This is a genomic window from Microcoleus sp. A2-C3, from assembly GCF_036706065.1.
Classification (GTDB): Bacteria; Cyanobacteriota; Cyanobacteriia; order Cyanobacteriales; family Microcoleaceae; genus Microcoleus.
On the sequence record NZ_JAUBVX010000001.1, the window covers coordinates 196,320 to 213,230 of the forward strand.

The 16,911-nt window shown below is 46.6% G+C and carries 14 protein-coding genes; 6 read left to right on the forward strand and 8 right to left on the reverse strand.

Features of this window, described 5'->3' with window-relative positions; translation table 11 throughout:
- Positions 1-154: 154 nt before the first annotated feature.
- A complete protein-coding gene (locus tag QUB66_RS00765; RefSeq protein ID WP_332965821.1) occupies positions 155-994 on the forward strand; it encodes a Tab2/Atab2 family RNA-binding protein in 840 nt (279 codons plus the stop codon).
- Positions 995-1,188: 194 nt separating this feature from the next.
- On the opposite strand, the gene QUB66_RS00770 is transcribed toward QUB66_RS00765, so the two are convergent.
- Positions 1,189-1,395 (reverse strand): hypothetical protein, encoded by a 207-nt coding sequence (locus tag QUB66_RS00770; RefSeq protein ID WP_265238901.1) that lies wholly within the window; start codon positions 1,393-1,395, stop codon positions 1,189-1,191.
- 206 nt (positions 1,396-1,601) lie between these two features.
- Between QUB66_RS00770 and QUB66_RS00775 the strand changes: the two genes are divergently transcribed.
- Positions 1,602-2,474, forward strand: coding sequence for an S-methyl-5'-thioadenosine phosphorylase (locus QUB66_RS00775; RefSeq protein ID WP_332965822.1), 873 nt, complete (start codon positions 1,602-1,604; stop codon positions 2,472-2,474).
- A gap of 273 nt (positions 2,475-2,747) precedes the next feature.
- Here the strand turns inward: QUB66_RS00775 and QUB66_RS00780 are convergent, their stop codons facing one another.
- Positions 2,748-3,953, reverse strand: coding sequence for a tetratricopeptide repeat protein (locus QUB66_RS00780; RefSeq protein ID WP_332965823.1), 1,206 nt, complete (start codon positions 3,951-3,953; stop codon positions 2,748-2,750).
- Positions 3,954-4,049: 96 nt separating this feature from the next.
- Here QUB66_RS00780 and QUB66_RS00785 point away from each other — a divergent pair, with 96 nt between their 5' ends.
- Positions 4,050-4,538, forward strand: a complete 489-nt coding sequence (locus QUB66_RS00785) for a WbuC family cupin fold metalloprotein (protein ID WP_332965824.1) — start codon at positions 4,050-4,052, stop codon at positions 4,536-4,538.
- Positions 4,539-4,708: 170 nt separating this feature from the next.
- Here QUB66_RS00785 and QUB66_RS00790 read toward each other — a convergent pair whose 3' ends face one another.
- From QUB66_RS00790 to QUB66_RS00810, 5 genes are all read right to left on the reverse strand, one after another.
- A complete protein-coding gene (locus QUB66_RS00790) occupies positions 4,709-5,197 on the reverse strand; it encodes a hypothetical protein (RefSeq protein WP_332965825.1) in 489 nt (162 codons plus the stop codon).
- Between the two features lie 223 nt (positions 5,198-5,420).
- Positions 5,421-7,253, reverse strand: a complete 1,833-nt coding sequence (locus QUB66_RS00795; protein ID WP_332965827.1) for a PAS domain-containing sensor histidine kinase — start codon at positions 7,251-7,253, stop codon at positions 5,421-5,423.
- 31 nt (positions 7,254-7,284) lie between these two features.
- Entirely contained in the window at positions 7,285-10,323 is a 3,039-nt protein-coding gene (locus QUB66_RS00800; protein WP_332965828.1) for a sensor histidine kinase, read from the reverse strand.
- A gap of 9 nt (positions 10,324-10,332) precedes the next feature.
- On the reverse strand, positions 10,333-10,620 hold the full coding sequence (locus tag QUB66_RS00805) for a hypothetical protein (RefSeq protein ID WP_332965829.1): 288 nt from the start codon (positions 10,618-10,620) through the stop codon (positions 10,333-10,335).
- Complete coding sequence (locus QUB66_RS00810; RefSeq protein ID WP_265239130.1) at positions 10,621-12,252, reverse strand: serine/threonine-protein kinase; 1,632 nt, start codon at positions 12,250-12,252, stop codon at positions 10,621-10,623.
- Between the two features lie 533 nt (positions 12,253-12,785).
- Here QUB66_RS00810 and pheT point away from each other — a divergent pair.
- A complete protein-coding gene (gene pheT / locus QUB66_RS00815; protein WP_332965830.1) occupies positions 12,786-15,230 on the forward strand; it encodes a phenylalanine--tRNA ligase subunit beta in 2,445 nt (814 codons plus the stop codon).
- Between the two features lie 112 nt (positions 15,231-15,342).
- Here pheT and QUB66_RS00820 read toward each other — a convergent pair whose 3' ends face one another.
- Complete coding sequence (locus tag QUB66_RS00820; protein ID WP_332965832.1) at positions 15,343-15,912, reverse strand: Uma2 family endonuclease; 570 nt, start codon at positions 15,910-15,912, stop codon at positions 15,343-15,345.
- 177 nt (positions 15,913-16,089) lie between these two features.
- Here QUB66_RS00820 and QUB66_RS00825 point away from each other — a divergent pair, with 177 nt between their 5' ends.
- Positions 16,090-16,527, forward strand: coding sequence for a DUF29 family protein (locus tag QUB66_RS00825; RefSeq protein ID WP_332965834.1), 438 nt, complete (start codon positions 16,090-16,092; stop codon positions 16,525-16,527).
- A gap of 22 nt (positions 16,528-16,549) precedes the next feature.
- Positions 16,550-16,819 (forward strand): YciI family protein, encoded by a 270-nt coding sequence (locus tag QUB66_RS00830; protein ID WP_332965835.1) that lies wholly within the window; start codon positions 16,550-16,552, stop codon positions 16,817-16,819.
- Positions 16,820-16,911: the final 92 nt, after the last annotated feature.

Sequence of the window (16,911 nt, forward strand, 5' to 3'; positions counted from 1 at the left end):
CGTTTACGTTACTTGACATAATAAAATTTTCCACATTTAACTTTTGCACGCTTCAGTATTACCTTACAACGTAAGCCCGGCGAGAAAACCGCTAAAACCCGATCGCAGATCGAAACCAGATTAAAATTAGGTTGACATTAACTCTTAAATTCCCATGCGTATTTGGCAAGCCGATTTCTACCGCCGCCCTCTCCGAGACGAAACCGGCAAACCATTGTGGGAACTCCTCATCTGCGACTGGGCACAAACATTTCAATTTAGCGCTCTTTGTCGCCAGTCAGAAGCAAACTCTAATTGGCTAGCCGCCCAATTCCAGCAGCAAGCACTAACCCAGAAATTGCCCGACATAATTCAAGTATTTAGGCCTCAGTCTCTCGGTTTAATCGAAGCTGCGGGCAAAGTTTTGGGTGTCAAAGTAGAAGCAACTCGGCGCACTGCGGCTTTGAAAACCCTGCTGCAACAACGCGCCCAAGAATATTCGAGTTTGCCTAATTATACAGGTGAAGCTTATCGGGCGATCGCCCTTGACACACCACCACCCCTTCCCCTACCCGAAAACCTGTGGGGCGATAGCTGGCGTTTTGCATCCCTACCCGCCGGCGACATCGCAGAAGCCTTCGCAGGGCGTCCCCTGCCAATATTAGAAATGCCAGAATTGCTGTTACCGCTGAATTTGGGCTTAGCCTCCACAGTACCCGTACCGGGAGTTGTGATTGACGGCGGGCGACAGTCAATGCGCTTAGCTAGATGGCTTCAGGAAGCCAAACCCTTCGCATTGAACTATATCGCCGGAGCTCCCGACGGATTAATTTTGGAAGCTGGATTAGCCGATAGATGGGTTGTCGCGACTTTTGAAGATAGCGAAGTAAAAGCCGCCGCCGAAATTTACCAACAGCGCAAGCAATTAAGTAAAGGATTGCATTTCTTATTAGTCCAGCCCGATGATACTGGCATGACTTATACAGGCTTTTGGCTGCTGAATTTTAATTCCTAATAGTTAATGCCGAATCCTAGACATCCGCAGCTAGTAAAACTTTAACAAAACGATCGCCCTTTCTAGCTGTGGACAAATGAAACTATCGGAGATTATCTTATTTTTTATTTCAAAACTCGATCGCCGAAAACAGATTACCGCCCGAACTTTCGTCGCAGCAGATACAGACTCAAACACAAATTTTTAAAGTTAATCTATTCCACAACCAGAATCAATCCATCTTGGATTCCCTGATGCACTCGGTTAATCTGACACCTATCCTTCTCGTTGAGACGGGTTGTCGAAAGCATTGCAGACTTCAGCAGCCGCCTGTCGAGAGGCGTAATTTGGCGGAAAGCAAAAATTCGTTGGACGATCGCCTCGATCGCGATTTTGGGTACACTAGCAGAACTGACTGTCATTCTTTTAACACCTTAAAAATAGATCACAGAACTCTGTACCTTTATTTTTAAAGATTTCGTAAAGATACGTTGTGATTAAGATCATACTTATTTTGTGACAATACAGTGTGTTTACCGTAACAATTGCCATAAAAATTAAATTATCTTTACGCAAACTTAACAATGGCCCGATAGAATCACTAAGTAAAACTCAAGCAGAGAGTCAAATGGCACAGGCAAAAATCGGCATTATCGGCGGCAGCGGTTTATACAAGATGGAGGCCCTCAAGGATGTTGAAGAGGTGAAAATCGATACACCTTTTGGCGCGCCATCTGATGCAGCCATTGTGGGAACATTAGACGGTACGCCCGTCGCATTTCTGGCAAGACATGGCCGCAACCACACCTTTTTGCCCTCAGAAGTCCCTTATCGGGCAAATATTTATGCGATGAAGAGTCTGGGAGTTGAGTATTTAATCTCAGCGTCGGCGGTTGGTTCCCTCAAGGTAGAGGCCAAACCTTTAGATATGGTAGTACCAGATCAGTTTATCGATCGCACAAAAAATCGAGTTTCTACATTTTTCGGAGAAGGAATAGTCGGTCATATCACCTTTGGCGATCCGATTTGCGGGGAATTGGCTAAAGTGTTAGTAAGTGCGATCGAATCCTTGAACCTGCCCGACGTTTCCTTGCATCGCGGCGGCACCTACGTCTGCATGGAAGGCCCCGCATTTTCCACCAAAGCAGAATCAAATCTTTACCGCAGTTGGGATGCAACAGTCATCGGGATGACAAATTTGCCCGAAGCAAAATTAGCCAGAGAAGCCGAAATTGCCTACGCAACTTTAGCATTAGTCACCGATTACGACTGCTGGCATACCGAACACGACAGCGTAACCGTAGAAATGGTAATTGCCAATTTGCACCGCAATGCTGAAAATGCTCAAAAAGTAATTCAAGAAACTGTGCGGAGGCTAACCGAAAATCCTCCTGTTTCTGACGCACATTCAGCTTTGAAATATGCAATTCTGACTCCGCTGGACAAAGTGCCGGCCGCAACTAAGGAGAAAATGGGTTTGTTGTTGCAGAAATATTTGTAAGTTCCTAAAAGTTCTACGAAACCTGGTTTCTCGCTACTTACAAAGTCTGGGTACACGCTAATCTCAGAAACCGGGTTTCTTGCTAGATTTTTCATACTCCAGCGAAATCATTCGGAGAAACCCGGTTTCTCGCTACTTACAAAGTCTGGGTGTACGCTAATATTAGAAGCCTGGTTTCTTACACCTAATCTCAGAAACCGGGTTTCTTTCTAAATTTCTTGTACTGAACCGAAATTATTCGTAGAAACCCGGTTTCTCACTATCCACCATGTATTAATTTATCAACTGCTTAAAGGCATCGTGTTCGCGAAGTTTTTCTAAATCAGCTTCAGTTTTTGCCAACTCTTTGCACAAATTAGGATTGAGATTCACTGCGCGGTTTAAATTTTCAATTGCTAAATCAATTTGGCCTTGGAGCGCATAACATCGGGCTTTATTGTACCATATTCTGTAAAAGTCAGGTCGAATTTTAGCAGCATTGTCGTAGGACTCGATCGCCGCTTCGTACTTTTGCAATTTGGAGAGTGCCACGCCTCGATTATTCCAAGCGTCAGTATAATCGTTTTTGACTTGTAGAGCTTGATTGTAAGAAATGACTGCTTGTTCGTACTCCTGCATTTTGGAAAAGGCAACGCCTCGGTTGTTCCAAGCGTCGGCATAATCGGGTTTGGCTTGGATGGCTTGTTCGTAACAGCCGATCGCCTCCGGGTACTTCTGCAACTCCAATAATACCACGCCTCGGTTGTTCCAAGCGTCGGGATAAGTCGGGCGAATTGTGGTAGCTTGTTCGTAGGATGCGATCGCCTCTGGATACCGCTGCATTCTAGTCAGCACAACTCCCCGGTTGTTCCAAGTATCGGCTAAATCCGGCTGAATTTGCAGTGCTTGATTGTAAGCACTGATCGCATCTTCATAGCGGTTTTCAAAGAAACAAGCATCTCCCTGTTTAGCATAGTCATCCGCCGTCAATAACTGTTGATAATTGCCGTAGTTAACCGGAGCAAATTCTTGAATTTGAGCATCCGGCAACAAAAGGTCTGTTTCTACATCCGCTGGGTGACTTTGGTGTTGAATTTCGCCTAAGATACTTTCAGCATCAGAAATTAATAGTTTTAATTGAGAGATGGTATCATAGTGGAGACTTTCGATTTCTTGGCGAGCAATTGTTGTCTGCTTTGACAGTTTGCTCCACAGAAACCAAACACCGACTCCGGCTGCTGTCGGCAACAAAGTTAAGGCAATTACCAACCCGTTGAGTAGTACCGCCGTGCGCCCAAAAGCGATGTCAACTTCTTCTTGAACTTGATCGCGAATTTCGTCTTTCAGTTGCTGCTGGGGCAATTCCTGCGTAACCAAGAGTGCCGCCCTCGGTTCTGACGCAGAAACGGCACTGGCGCAGACTAGAATAGTCAAAAGGGCGATCGAGCTAATACTTGTTCTAAAAATACTTGACAAACGCATTGCCTTAGTGATACGCACCTGATTTGCGATTTTCATATGTCAAGAGAGATGCTGGTAAACATGATCTCAGCCTAGCCGATTTGTTCAAAAACTATTAAATACAGGATATCTGTTGTGCAGCCTGCTCCGATTAAGTGTTTGACGCAAGAATTGCTAGACGAAGTTGCAGCTTCCTCCCGCAGCAGTCCCCGCGGGCGACAAAACTACAATTTCCACGATTTGACGGAAAAGGTGCAGCGGTTTGTCAACGTGCTGCAAATGGGTACTTACGTGCGCCCTCACCGACACCTGCGCGCGCCCTCCGTTAACGGTTTTGAGTTTTTTGTGGTGATTCAAGGAGAAGTGGGTATTCTGATTTTGAACGAAAATGGTCAAATATTGCGATCGTTGCGAGTTAGCGCTAGCGGGCCCACTCGCGCTGTGGAACTTCCAGAGGGTACTATTCACACCCTGGTAGCCTTGGTACCGGATACCGTGATTTTGGAGTTCAAGGAAGGGCCTTATGAGGTGGCGGCGGATAAAGACTTTTTGCCCGATTTTCCGGCTGAGGGTACTGCGGCGGCGCGGGAATTAGTCCTGATTTGGGAAGCGGAATTTAAATAAGAAGGAAGTTCGGCAACGGATGTAACGGATAGAAGATACTTATTGCATAATTCTTTGATTGATGCAGAAACCGCAGATGCTAGGCAGATAGACGCAGATAAACGCAGATAATTTCAAGATATTTATGCCCCATGCCCCATGCCCCATGCCCCATGCCCCATGCCCCATGCCTAATCATTAATGAATCTAATTGTTGTCATCCGATTGTATAAATCTGGGGCGGTGCGAATGATTTTTCTTAGAAGTTCATCCGTCACCCAAAAGACGACGGGAAAGGCAAATTTTTTGCTAAATTCGCTGCATACTAGGTTGGTCGAAGTCAGCAATCGATCGATCGACTCCACTGACTCCAAACCGAGGATCATTAAAGCTGGAGGCGGTTCGTCGTCTACGAATGCTGCGATTGTCGTGTAGAGAGATGTCGCCGATTTTGGCACAAATAGTGGCTGCGGTTTCTGGGTACAAGTTGCTTGTAGTCGATCGACTATTTGCTGCCGCAATTCCAGGGAGTTGCAGTTGACTAAAACGAAAGAAAAGTAACCTTGGGAAAGACGGAGCGCCCGAATTAACGTTGAGAACGACCGCTCGTTATATTTGGCTAAGTCGTACCTCGCTGCATCGTTTTTATCTGTATTTTCTGAGCTGTTTTCGACAAACATAAATTGCAGGTCTGTTCTCTAGTTTTAGGGGTTTTCTATCTTAAATGCTGTTTATAAAGAAAATATGAAGGTGGAACAAAAAAAAATGATAAATATTCCGGCGATTGTAGCACTGTTTGAAATTAACATCAATAGTGCGATCGACTAATTTTGCTGCACCTGTACGCAACCCACCTGTTACGCTTAAACTGAATGATCAAATCTAGTTAAGAATACAAACAACTCACCGGGAATTTTCAGCCAGCGGCAAAGTAAACCAAAAAATTGCCCCAGCACCGGGACTGCTAATTACCCCAATTTCCCCGCCGTGAGCACCAATAATTTGCCGACAAAGATATAAACCCAAACCCAAACCGACGGAGTGTCTGGATCGATCGCCCCTAACGTAAAGGTCAAACAGATGTTCGCACTGTTCCGGCAATATTCCCACGCCGTCATCTTCTACTGTACAGTAAATCATACTACTTGGGAAATTGGGGATTGGGAATTGGGAATTGGGAATTGGTAATCGGTAATCTTGCCCTGAGCGAAGCCGAAGGGTGGTAATCGGTAATTTCTCTATGTCCTGTTTCGCTTCCTTTTGATTTATAATTAATTTTTCCGCATTTATAACTTGAGCGGAAACCGTTAAATTCAATCCAGGCAGATTGTGCTTCAAAGCATTAGCAATTAAATTAGAAAACACGCGCCACAACTGAGTCGTGTCAGCGTTCACGGCGGGCAAATTATCAGGCAATAAATTTGTAAAAGTAGCTTGCGCCTCATTGATTAAAGGCTCCAAATCTGTGACCGTAGCTTCAACTAATGCCCTCAAATCTACCCGATCGCAGTGCAGAACCAAACCGCGCAATTCCCCGGCGTGAACTTCCAACAGCGAATTTATCAACCGCAATTGCTGCTCGCTACCTTGAATCATCCGCTCCAAAATAGAACGGGGAATTGCGATCGAATCCCCTGTTTTCGTCTGCCAATTTTTCAGCACCATTAACATTCCCGCTACCGGGTTGCGCAAGTCGTGAGAAAGAGCGTGAATAAACACCCGCAGCGATTCTTGTGCCTGTTTGCGCTGCGTGATATCCTCAATCAAACCCTCATAATAAAGCACGGAACCGCTGCTATCTCGTACCGCCCGCGCTTTCTCGGAAATCCAGACAATACTGCCGTCTGAGCGATAAATTTGCGACTCAAAATCCGAGACTGTGTTACTTCCGGCGATCGATCGCAAAAACTGATTTCTGCGAACCGGATCGACATACAACTGCCGCTCGATATCAGTAAACTTTGCCGTCACCTCTTCGGGAGAATCGCAGCCGTAAATCCGCGCCAAAGCTGGATTAGCCGTAATATAGCGGCCGTCGGGAGTGCTTTGAAAAATTCCCTCGCCAGCATTCTCAAAAATGCTGCGGTACTTCGCCTCCGCCACCTCCAACTGCTGGTAAGCAGATTCCAACTCACGCCTGGTACTAAACTCTTTCCGTTGCAGACATTCGTACCAATAAACCGACAAATCGCAAATCAAACAAAACCAAAACAAATATAAGTACAACCCGGTCAACTTAAAAGGAGTATACTTAGCAAAACTTAGATTTAAAACCAAATTTATCCCGACATGGCAGCACAAAACGCCTAGTTGAGAAATTAGGTGAAGTCGCCAGCGGACGGGCATCAGCGTAGCTTGGATCAGAAACGCTAAACTCCAGGTAAAAATTGGTAATTCCCCGGCTTGTGCGACAGCTAGCCCAAGCTGTACAACCAGCGTCAGCGACCACGAAAAACCCAAAAATAGCAAACCGGGATAGCGCTGTCCGAAGGAGGTTTTTTGCAACACAAAACAGGTCAATAAACCCAATTCTACAGCAGCGCTCGTGTACAAATAAACACTTTTAAACTCTTGGTGAGCGAAGAATCTTTCGCCCAGAAAATAGACAGTTATTGTGAAGGCAAAAAAGATGGCAATTGCGACAGCAGGGCGCAGCCGATCTCGGAGGAAGCGATCGCGCCACACTTCGTAAACCGTTAACGCCTGAACTGATTTTTCATGGCCTGGATAGTTCATAACTTAATGTAGGGTGCGCAGCACGTTAGCCCTAGATGTTGACAGCAGGTAGCGAAAACCAGAAAGTCGAGCCACCTCCGGGAGTGCTTTCTACACCGATTTCGCCGCCATGAGCTTTGATAATTTGCTTGGAGAGGTACAATCCCAAACCCAGCCCTGTTAATTGTGGGCTATTGGGGTCTTGAACGTAAAGTTCAAACAGAGATTCCCGCTGTTTGGCGCTGATTCCCACTCCATTGTCTGTTACAGTGCAGCGAACCATTTTTACGGTGACACCGGGCAATTTGCTGCCGATATTGCCAATTTGACTCTGATAGCGGGGCATTTGGCAACTGCCATCGAGGTGAAATTTGGCGCGGATTTTCTGTTTTTTCTGGTCGAGTATCGAAGTGCGATCGCCCTTTTCAAATATCCGGTTAGCGATACAGCGGGCGACGGGATTATTTTGGGATGTTAAAACCTGTAAATTCTCTTGAGCAATTAGCGCTTTTTCAACTTCAATCACCTCGGCTTTAAAAATTATATTGACTCCCGGATGATTGTGTTTGATCGCATTAGTCAGCAGATTTTCTAACACCCGTTGCAAGAGTTTACTGTCGGCATTAATTCGCGGCAAATTCGTCGGTATTTCCTGAGTTAAAGTTGCTTGATTTTTTGCCGATATCGGATCTAAATCGGCAATAATTGCTGAAGTTAAAGACTGCAAATGCAGCGGTTCGGGATGGATGAAAATACCTTTGACTTCGCTAGCATGAGCGTCGAGGAGGGAATTAACCATAGTCAATTGGTGTTCGCTAGCCTGCACGATGCGCTCCAAGATCGATCGCGAAACCGGAACATCCTGTGGACAATCAGATGCCGATTTGTTGAGCAAATTTTTCAGCAGGATTAACATTCCCATAACTGGAGTGCGGAGATTGTGAGAAACTGCGTGCAAAAATAGGTCTTTCAGGCGGTTGCTTTCTTGCAGTTCGTGCATTTTTTGCTGTAGTTGGCGGGTGCGTTCTTCCACTTGAGATTCCAAGTTGGCATTGAGATCTTTTACCTGCTGCAAAAGTTGGGCTTGCTGGAGGGCGATCGCCACTTGGGTAGCCAGTTTTTCTAATAAATCAATTTCAAATTCCTGCCACTGGCGGGGCCCAGAACACTGGTTGACGGCCAAGATTCCGAAAAGTTCATCGCCGAGGACGATCGGCACATTTAACGTCGCCCGAATTTGATAGTCGCTGTATAATTGGACAACTCGATCGCCCCTTTGCACCGTAGCAGTATCGCAGACAATTCGGACGCGGTTGTTAGCATAAAAAGTTTTCTGCTTTTCGAGGTGATTCTCGTCAGTGAGCAACAACCCCAAAATAGAACGGTATTGGACGACAGACTCAGCGACAATTTTACCGTACACCGGGCTAGGAAGATTTGCCCCGCCCGCGTCCATAATACCGATGAAAGCGCGATCGGCCTTAAAAAATTGCCGGACTTCGGCAACAGTAGTATTGAGAATTGCTTCGAGATCGAGGGATTGGCGAATTCGCAGGGCCATTTCTGAGAGCAGCCGATCGCGCTCGGAGGAAGCCCGCAAAGCAGCTTCCGCGCGGTGGCGTTCGGTAACATCTTGGACTGTGGCGGCGATGACGTTGGAGTTAATTGCCGACTGTTCGCAGACAGTGCGCTCGGAGCCGTCGGTGAGTACAATTCGATAGTTAATGGAATAGGGTTGGCGATCGAACATCGCTTGAGATTGCGATCGCGCCACCAATTCTCGGTCTTCTGGATGTACCGTCTGCAAAAAAACTTCTGGTGTTGGTTTAACAGTTCCCGGAGTCAAACCCAAGAGGCGATAAAGTTCATCCGACCACCGCAATTCGATATTAGATATATGATGTTCTGGGGATTCTGCGCAGTTTTCAATTGTGGCGACGGCGGCGCAATTTAAATCCCAATTTCCCAACTGAGCGATGCGTTGAGCGTTAGCTAAACTGGCTTCGCGATCGTGCAACAGAGCGGCCGTGCGGCGCACGAACTCCAGCGCTTGCTCGCGTTCAGCCACGGCGGCAGCCAACATCAGGGCCACAAGGGCGATCGTACCGGTAAAAGCTTGTAAGAATAAAACCGCCTGTTGCAAATTTTCGCTTTTGACCAGAAACGGGCCGCCTCCCTGCACAGCTCCCCAAATTGCGATATAAGAGACGATTGAATAAGCAAAAATCGCTCCCGGCTGACGAAATCGCAAAGCGGCCCAAACTATCAGAGGAAAAGGCAAATACTCCAGCGGATACAGAGCGCTCGCAGCTTGTGTTTTCGAGCAAAAAACCAGCCAGCTTACGCTTAGCAATAAAGTCAGCCATAGAGCTATTTCTGAATAATTTAAAAGTAAATTTTGCAGGTTGTAGCGATTTTTAATTCCCTGAAATTTGGACAAATAATTAGTAATTGGCAAGCGGTAATTTGCCCAGTTAGAAAATGCTAAGAAATTTGAAATAATTCGATCTTTTCTTGAAACATGAAAACTTTTAAAGGCGTAATTTAAAGTCAGCAGCACCGGTGTGACGATCAAGATTCCCATACCGTCTCCGAGCCACGTAGTCCACCAATTCCGAGAGAAATTGCTCCACTGATCCCAACCAAAAATGCACGTACCCAAATTGCCGAGGGTAGAACCGACCAAAGTAGACCCGATGACAGCGCCGGCTACCAAACCCACAACATCTCGCAGTCGATCGAGCTTAGTACAAAATCCGATGCGCCTCAACGCGGATTCCCCCACCAGCGCTTGCATGGTGACGCTAAAGGCCGATGTGACCACGACAGCCGAGGGTATACCGGAAGTAGAGTTTAACAGCACCGAACCGAGGGCAATTCCCGGCCACATCCGTCGCCCTTGTAGCAGCACTGCCGCCAAAGCAATGCCTGCGGGCGGCCACACGGGCGAGGCTTCGGCTTTCACCAGTCCCAGTACGGACGCTGCGAGTTTTCCGGTGACAAAGTAGGCCAGGGCCAGGATGCCGGCGGAAAGAAAGGGTCGAGTGCGGTGGTTGAGCAGTTTCATGGTTTGTGCGATCGAATCCTCCATTGCTACTCTTTAATTTAGGTGGCGAAAGGGCGATCGAGCTTCCTCCAGAGGAATCACCTGACTGGGGGAAGGGGAGAGGGGGAGATTGGGGGAGTGGGAGGGTCGGAAGAGGGGGGAGAGGGGGAGATTGGGAGATTGGAAGAGGGGGAGATTGGGAGAGGGGGAGATTGGGAGATTGGAAGAGGGGGAGATTGGGAGAGGGGGAGATTGGGAAAATCTTCCTTCTTCCTTCTTCCTTCTTCCTTCTTCCTTCTTCCTTCTTCCTTCTTCCTTCTTCCTTCTTCCTTCTTCCTTCAATTAAAATCCAAAACCCCGCTTACCATCGGGCTTAGTAGTCAGCCAATTAGTCTTTGCCATTGCCAGTTGTTCATCGCTAACTGTAGCGTCAGTCAGATTCGCGCCGCACAAATTCGCGCCCCGCAAATTCGCCTTACTCAAATAAGCGCCCGTCAAATCAGCACCTCGGAAATCCGCGCCTTCAAAATTAGCAGTGCTGCAATAAGCTTCAGTCAAATTTGCCGATCGCAAATTCGCCTTAATTAACCTCGCGTGGCCCAAATTCGCCCCCGACAAATCCGCTGCTTGCAAATTTGCCTTCACCAACCTAGCCTGATAAAAATTCCCCCCCGCCAACTGCGCTTTTGGCAATTGCAAACCCGACAATTCGCAGTCAGCAAAATCGCGTTTACCTTTAAAATATGCCGCTCGCAAGCTGTTGCTTTCCCACTTCACAACAGCTTTCGTTACCTTTGGCGGTGCTGAATTGCCGTTGGAAAATGCCGCAGTTCCGAAAGTTCTGCCGGACTCTGCCAGAGTCCGAGAAACTCTCGGCTGCATTCCCGTATTTCCCGATTGGGTTAATGAACTTCTAGCACGGATGCTTTGGTTCGATCGCAAATCTTGATTAATTTTGCTTTTCGACGACGACCACGAAGTAGCCTCACCGTTAAATATCGTCGCTTCTTCAATTGTGCGACTAGAGCCGTTAAATTGAGTTGCCAAGCCGTCGCAAAGGTCTGCGTCTTCAAATTGACCGTTCAGAGCTTTGACGACATCTGAGGCCGATTGAAAGCGGTGGCCTACCATCGGCTTGAGCATTTTCTCAAGAATCCGCGCAAAATTTGGGCTCACCTGAACGTGGGGCTGCCAAACAATTTCGCCAGTTACGGAATCAAAATCTAAATCCTTGGGCGACTTTGCTGTCAGCAAATACAAGCAAGTCATGCCCAAGGCATAGATGTCGCTGGCAAATATCGGCCGCAGCGCCATTTGTTCCGGGGGAGCAAAACTAAACGTGCCGACTGAAAATTTCGTGTTAGCGCCTTGGTCGGCGGGGTCTAATAATATTGTTTGGCTAACTTGGTCTTTCACCGCTCCGAAATCAATCAGAACTAAGTGATTGTCTTGACTGCGGCGAATAATGTTTGCGGGTTTAATGTCTCTGTGAATTACTCCTTGACTGTGGATATATTGCACCACTGACAAAATTTCTAATAGAAAATTTTTAACATCTGATTCGTTGAAACGCCCTGATTGTTTGACTTCTTGTTTCAAGGTCGAGCCTTTAACATACTCTTGAACTAAGTAAAATTGCTGTTCGGTTTCAAAATAATCTAACAGCCTCGGTACTTGCGGGTGGTCGCCCAGTTGGCCGAGGGTTTTCGCCTCTCGCTTGAATAATTCCCGCGCCATTTCTAAAACTCGTGGCGACGAACTACTGGGTCGCAGTTGCTTGACCACGCAACTCGGTTGACCGGGCAAAGAGATGTCTTTTGCCAGAAATGTAGCTCCAAAACCTCCTTGTCCTAACGGTTCAATGACTCGGTAGCGAGCGCGCAGCAATAACCGCGCACCGCAAGTCTGACACTGGAGAATAGAGTCAGGAGGGTTTTGAGGATGTGGACAGCCCGGATTTACGCAGTAGCTCATGTTGATTGAGTTTGCCTATATTTTTCTGATTTGGCCAGCGTCGCTCCACTGCACAAATTCCCTGAAACCGCTTCTGCTAGAAATACTTATCTATCAGTTGCTGGCGGGCCGTGCTGCGGCGTGCGAATTGGAATTGCACCTAAGTCTTTTATGCCGATATCTTTTCCCTATTTTGATTATGTCTCTGCTGTGAGTTTTTGCGGTAGATTATCCTTGAAAATAGTTTAAAGACTTGCTAAAGTTGCCCTTTTTTGTGTAAAGTCTTTCTAAACTTAGGTGCTTTTTGCGCTGTTAGATGTCTCTAGCATACCTCATTCTCTCAATGAGAATGTTACTCATGCCTCAGCAGCCATCGACCGAAAGGGCGATCGCTCGTTTTTGCTTATATGTATCACAATTGTCTTGACAAAATTTAACTAATGTGGTATTAAAAGCTTTCCGTAATAAATTCTGGGACTCAACAGTCGAAGCCCGACGGCGCAGGCTAATGACGAATAGCTACCGAGCACTGACAACTAACTACTGACAAAAATATGCGTATTTCTCTAAACTGGCTGCGGGAATTGGTCGATGTGACAATATCCCCAGAAGAATTAGCCGAAACCCTGACAATGGCCGGATTTGAAGTCGAAGAAATCGAAGACCGCCGTACTTGGGCCGACGGCGTAGTATTGGGCAAAATAGTCGCCTGCGAACAGCATCCCAACGCCGACAAATTGAGAGTTTGTCAAGTCGATGTCGGCAAACCAGAAGCCTTGAATATTGTTTGCGGCGCACCAAACGCCAGGGCGGACATTTACGTGCCCGTCGCCGTTGTCGGCACTTTTTTGTCAACAATTGATTTAAAAATTAAACCTGCTAAATTGCGCGGCGTTCCTTCCGAAGGCATGATTTGTTCCCTAGCTGAATTAGGCTTGTCGAAAGAATCCGCAGGAATTCACATTTTTGAGCTAGAAAATCCCGAATTAGGTAGCGATATTCGCCCGCTTTTAGGTTTGGATGATGTGATTTTAGACTTGACAGCAACTGCAAACCGTGCAGATGCTTTGAGTATGGTGGGCGTGGCGCGAGAAGTGGCGGCGCTGACTGGGGCGAGTTTGAGAATTCCCGCCGCCGGTGGTGTTGCAATTGAGGGTAAAGAAAGCCCCGGTTTAGCAGTAGAAATATCGGAACCGCAAGCCTGCTCGATTTACATCGGCACGGAAATTGCAGGTGTGAAAATTGCACCGTCTCCAGCTTGGTTGCAGCAGCGGTTGGAGGCGGCGGGAGTGCGGCCGATTAATAATGTAGTTGACGTAACTAATTACATTTTATTGGAATGGGGACAACCGCTGCACGCTTTCGATCGCGATCGGCTACAATCTTTCACAGGTAATTCCGATGTCAGCATCGGCGTGCGCTTTGCCAAAACCGGGGAATCCTTCAAAACATTGGACGGACAAAACCGCAATTTGCAACCGCAAAACTTGTTAATTACTGCTAGCGACAAACCCGTAGCCTTAGCTGGTGTAATGGGCGGGGAAGATACGGAAGTTCACGAAGGAACTCAAAATTTGGTCTTGGAAGCAGCGATTTTTGACCAAGCAACGATTAGGCGTTCTGCCCGCGCTCAAGGCCTCCGCAGCGAGGCATCGATCCGCTACGAACGGGGGGTGAATCAGGCGGCTTTGACGACGGCGTGCGATCGCGCTATTGCCCTAATTTTGCATTTGGCTGGCGGTGCTGCGACGGTGCAGAAAACGGCGAGTTCGGGGGAAGATTTGAGTTTTTCGCGGACGATTGAATTGCGTCTGGATCGCGTAAACTCAATCTTAGGACAATTGAAAAGAGGAGAAACGGGTGGTTCTGCATATCTGGAACCGGAGGAAGTGAAAAATATCCTCACAGCCTTGGGATGCGAAGTTGTTGCTACAGAAAAAGCACGAGTTTTTGCGATAACTGTTCCTGCTTACCGCTACCGCGATTTAGAAAGAGAAATCGATTTAATTGAAGAAGTCGCCAGACTTCACGGTTATGACAATTTCTGCGATACTTTACCCAGCGAAACAGAACCGGGTTATCTATCACCAGAATACGCGCAAATACGGAATGTGCGATCGGCTTTTCGGGCCGCTGGCTTAACAGAATTGATGCACTATTCTTTGGTAAAAACCGAGGGAGATAATCAAGTTGTGCTAGCTAATCCGCTGTTTGTCGAGTATTCGGCTTTGCGGACAGAAATGCTGTCGGGTTTGATCGATGCTTTTCAGTACAATTTGGAGCAAGGAAACGGCGCGCTTAACGGTTTTGAGGTCGGACGCATTTTTTGGAAAGAAGGGGATGTAAAGAAAGAAGCAGATGCCGTAGCGGGGATTATTGGCGGCGATCCGACTGTGTGGAAATGGCAGCAGGGCGGGCGCGATCGACCTTTGACTTGGTTTGAAGCAAAAGGTGTGCTAGAAAGTGTGTTTCAGGGCTTGGGTGTGATGGTGGAATATGCGGGGGATTCGTCTAATCCGCGCCTGCATCCGGGGCGCACAGCCGCGCTATCGTTAAACGGGAAACCGTTGGGAGTTTTCGGACAGTTGCACCCGCAATTGCAGCAGGAAAAGGGTTTGCCGGAACAGGTTTATGTGTTTCAATTAGATTTAGCGGTGCTGTTGGGTGAGTTAGGGCGATATACAAATTCGACTGGCAAATTCGCGGGTTATTCGAGTTTCCCCGCTTCTGACAGGGATATTGCCTTTTTTGCACCGATGGAGGTTCCGGTTGTGGAGATGCAAAGTGCGATGAAGAAGGCGGCTGGTAGTTTGCTTTCTTCGGTGGAATTGTTCGATGAGTATCGCGGCGACAATGTACCGGCGGGACAACGTAGTTTAGCATTTCGGTTGATTTATCGATCGGGCGATCGAACACTAAGCGAAACCGATGTCGAACCAGCCCAACAAAAAGTCCGCGACATCCTAGTCGAAAAATTCGGCGTTAGTTTAAGAAGCTAACTGTTCGTAGTGCGGACTGAAGTCCGCATTCAAGAAGGACTAAAGTCCTCACTACGAACCTAAATCCCAGGTTGGTAGTAAGGACTTCAGTCCTCAAAATTCAGACATAACATTAATAACTTAGTGGACGCAACATCTCCGATACAAAAAAAGAACAATCAGGAAATTGTAAAGGAGAAATACTCGCATCATCCCCCAGAATCACCCGACTTTGATAACCATCCTGACTCGGTTCTCGAAAAACATGAAGTTGCCGATTATTCACATCCAAAACCCAATAATCAGCAATCCCAGACTCAGCATAAATTTTTGCTTTTATACCGCAATCCGTTCTCAGAGTAGTATCAGCAACTTCAATAATCAGATAAATTTCTGAAGGAATTGGATGGTGGTCTTCATAGTAGAGTGGATCTGGTATAACTACAGAAATATCCGGTTCAGGTTCAGAGTAATTATTCATCCGAACCGGATCTTGCAGTCGCACAAAAACCTGCTGTCCTAAACGGTTATCCAGTAATATTTTCGTGCGTGCAATCGCCGCACCGTGGGCTGTTCCTTTTGCTGCCATCTTTACTATCTGTCCTGCCAGTAATTCTACCCGTTCATCTTCATCAAGAATACCAATTTCCGTCATCAGGTCATATTCTTGAACCGTCAACAGCCGAATATCCAATAAAGTCATAGCTTGCTCCTCTATGAATTTAGTAATATTATAGTATAAGTTATAATCAGTCCCGTACTCCGACTGAAGAAACCGGGTTTTTAGTCGAATCGCGGGTTATAACAAGGTCTTTTGGTAAAAAACCCGGTTTCTGGGCCCCGTGGGACTAATAATTTAAATAGCGATAATGTCAAACTTATGGAAGAATTAATGGAGTTGAAGGAGTTGCTACACCGAGGTAAGGTTGCAGAGGCTCTAGTGTTGGTGGAAGAATTGGAAGAAATGAGTAAGTCCGATAAACTTAATAAAATTTTTAGTTATGGGATTATTCTGCTACTGCATCTGATTAAAAAAGTTGCTGAAAACCGTACTACTAAGTCTTGGGAAACTTCGATTTTTAATGCGGTTAAGCAAATTCAACGCACTAACAAGCGACATAAAGCGAAAGGCACTTATCTCACGGAAGAGGAATTAGTCGAGACTTTGGAGGATGCCTATGAATCTGGGTTGAAGTCGGCGGCTTTAGAGGCTTTTGAAGGAATTTATGATGTCGAAGAAATTGCCAAGATGGTGAACCGAGATGATATTATGAAAATGGCGATCGGGTTGATTTTAGATAAACAACCTGAAATTTAGATTTTTTGAGAGGTTGACAGATATGACTAAATATGTGATGTGGGGAAGTTACTGCCCAGACGTTCTCGAAAAACGCGCACCATTTCGAGACGCTCATTTGGCTGGATTGGCTAAGCAGAAGGAATCGGGTGTATTAAGTGCGATCGGCCCCACCAAAGACTTAACTAAAGTTTTCGCGATTTACGAAGCCGCAGACGAAGCCCAAGTGCGAGAATTAGTTGAAACCGATCCCTATTGGGTAAATCAGGTTTGGACAGAATACGATGTGAAAGAGTGGATTCAAGCGTTTTGAACCTCTATGGAATTTAGGAATGATTTCGCAAGTCGGTACAAAAATAAATTTACTTGACTAAGAAATCAATATCGGCTATCATAGCTGAATTG

Excerpts from the sequence above, each read along its gene's own strand:
- QUB66_RS00765 (WP_332965821.1), top strand. The coding sequence starts at position 155 with ATGCGTATTTGGCAAGCCGATTTCTACCGCCGCCCTCTCCGAGACGAA.
- QUB66_RS00770 (WP_265238901.1), bottom strand. The coding sequence starts at position 1,395 with ATGACAGTCAGTTCTGCTAGTGTACCCAAAATCGCGATCGAGGCGATC.
- QUB66_RS00775 (WP_332965822.1), top strand. The coding sequence starts at position 1,602 with ATGGCACAGGCAAAAATCGGCATTATCGGCGGCAGCGGTTTATACAAG.
- QUB66_RS00790 (WP_332965825.1), bottom strand. The coding sequence starts at position 5,197 with ATGTTTGTCGAAAACAGCTCAGAAAATACAGATAAAAACGATGCAGCG.
- QUB66_RS00795 (WP_332965827.1), bottom strand. The coding sequence starts at position 7,253 with ATGAACTATCCAGGCCATGAAAAATCAGTTCAGGCGTTAACGGTTTAC.
- QUB66_RS00800 (WP_332965828.1), bottom strand. The coding sequence starts at position 10,323 with ATGGAGGATTCGATCGCACAAACCATGAAACTGCTCAACCACCGCACT.
- QUB66_RS00810 (WP_265239130.1), bottom strand. The coding sequence starts at position 12,252 with ATGAGCTACTGCGTAAATCCGGGCTGTCCACATCCTCAAAACCCTCCT.
- pheT (WP_332965830.1), top strand. The coding sequence starts at position 12,786 with ATGCGTATTTCTCTAAACTGGCTGCGGGAATTGGTCGATGTGACAATA.
- QUB66_RS00820 (WP_332965832.1), bottom strand. The coding sequence starts at position 15,912 with ATGACTTTATTGGATATTCGGCTGTTGACGGTTCAAGAATATGACCTG.
- QUB66_RS00825 (WP_332965834.1), top strand. The coding sequence starts at position 16,090 with ATGGAAGAATTAATGGAGTTGAAGGAGTTGCTACACCGAGGTAAGGTT.
- QUB66_RS00830 (WP_332965835.1), top strand. The coding sequence starts at position 16,550 with ATGACTAAATATGTGATGTGGGGAAGTTACTGCCCAGACGTTCTCGAA.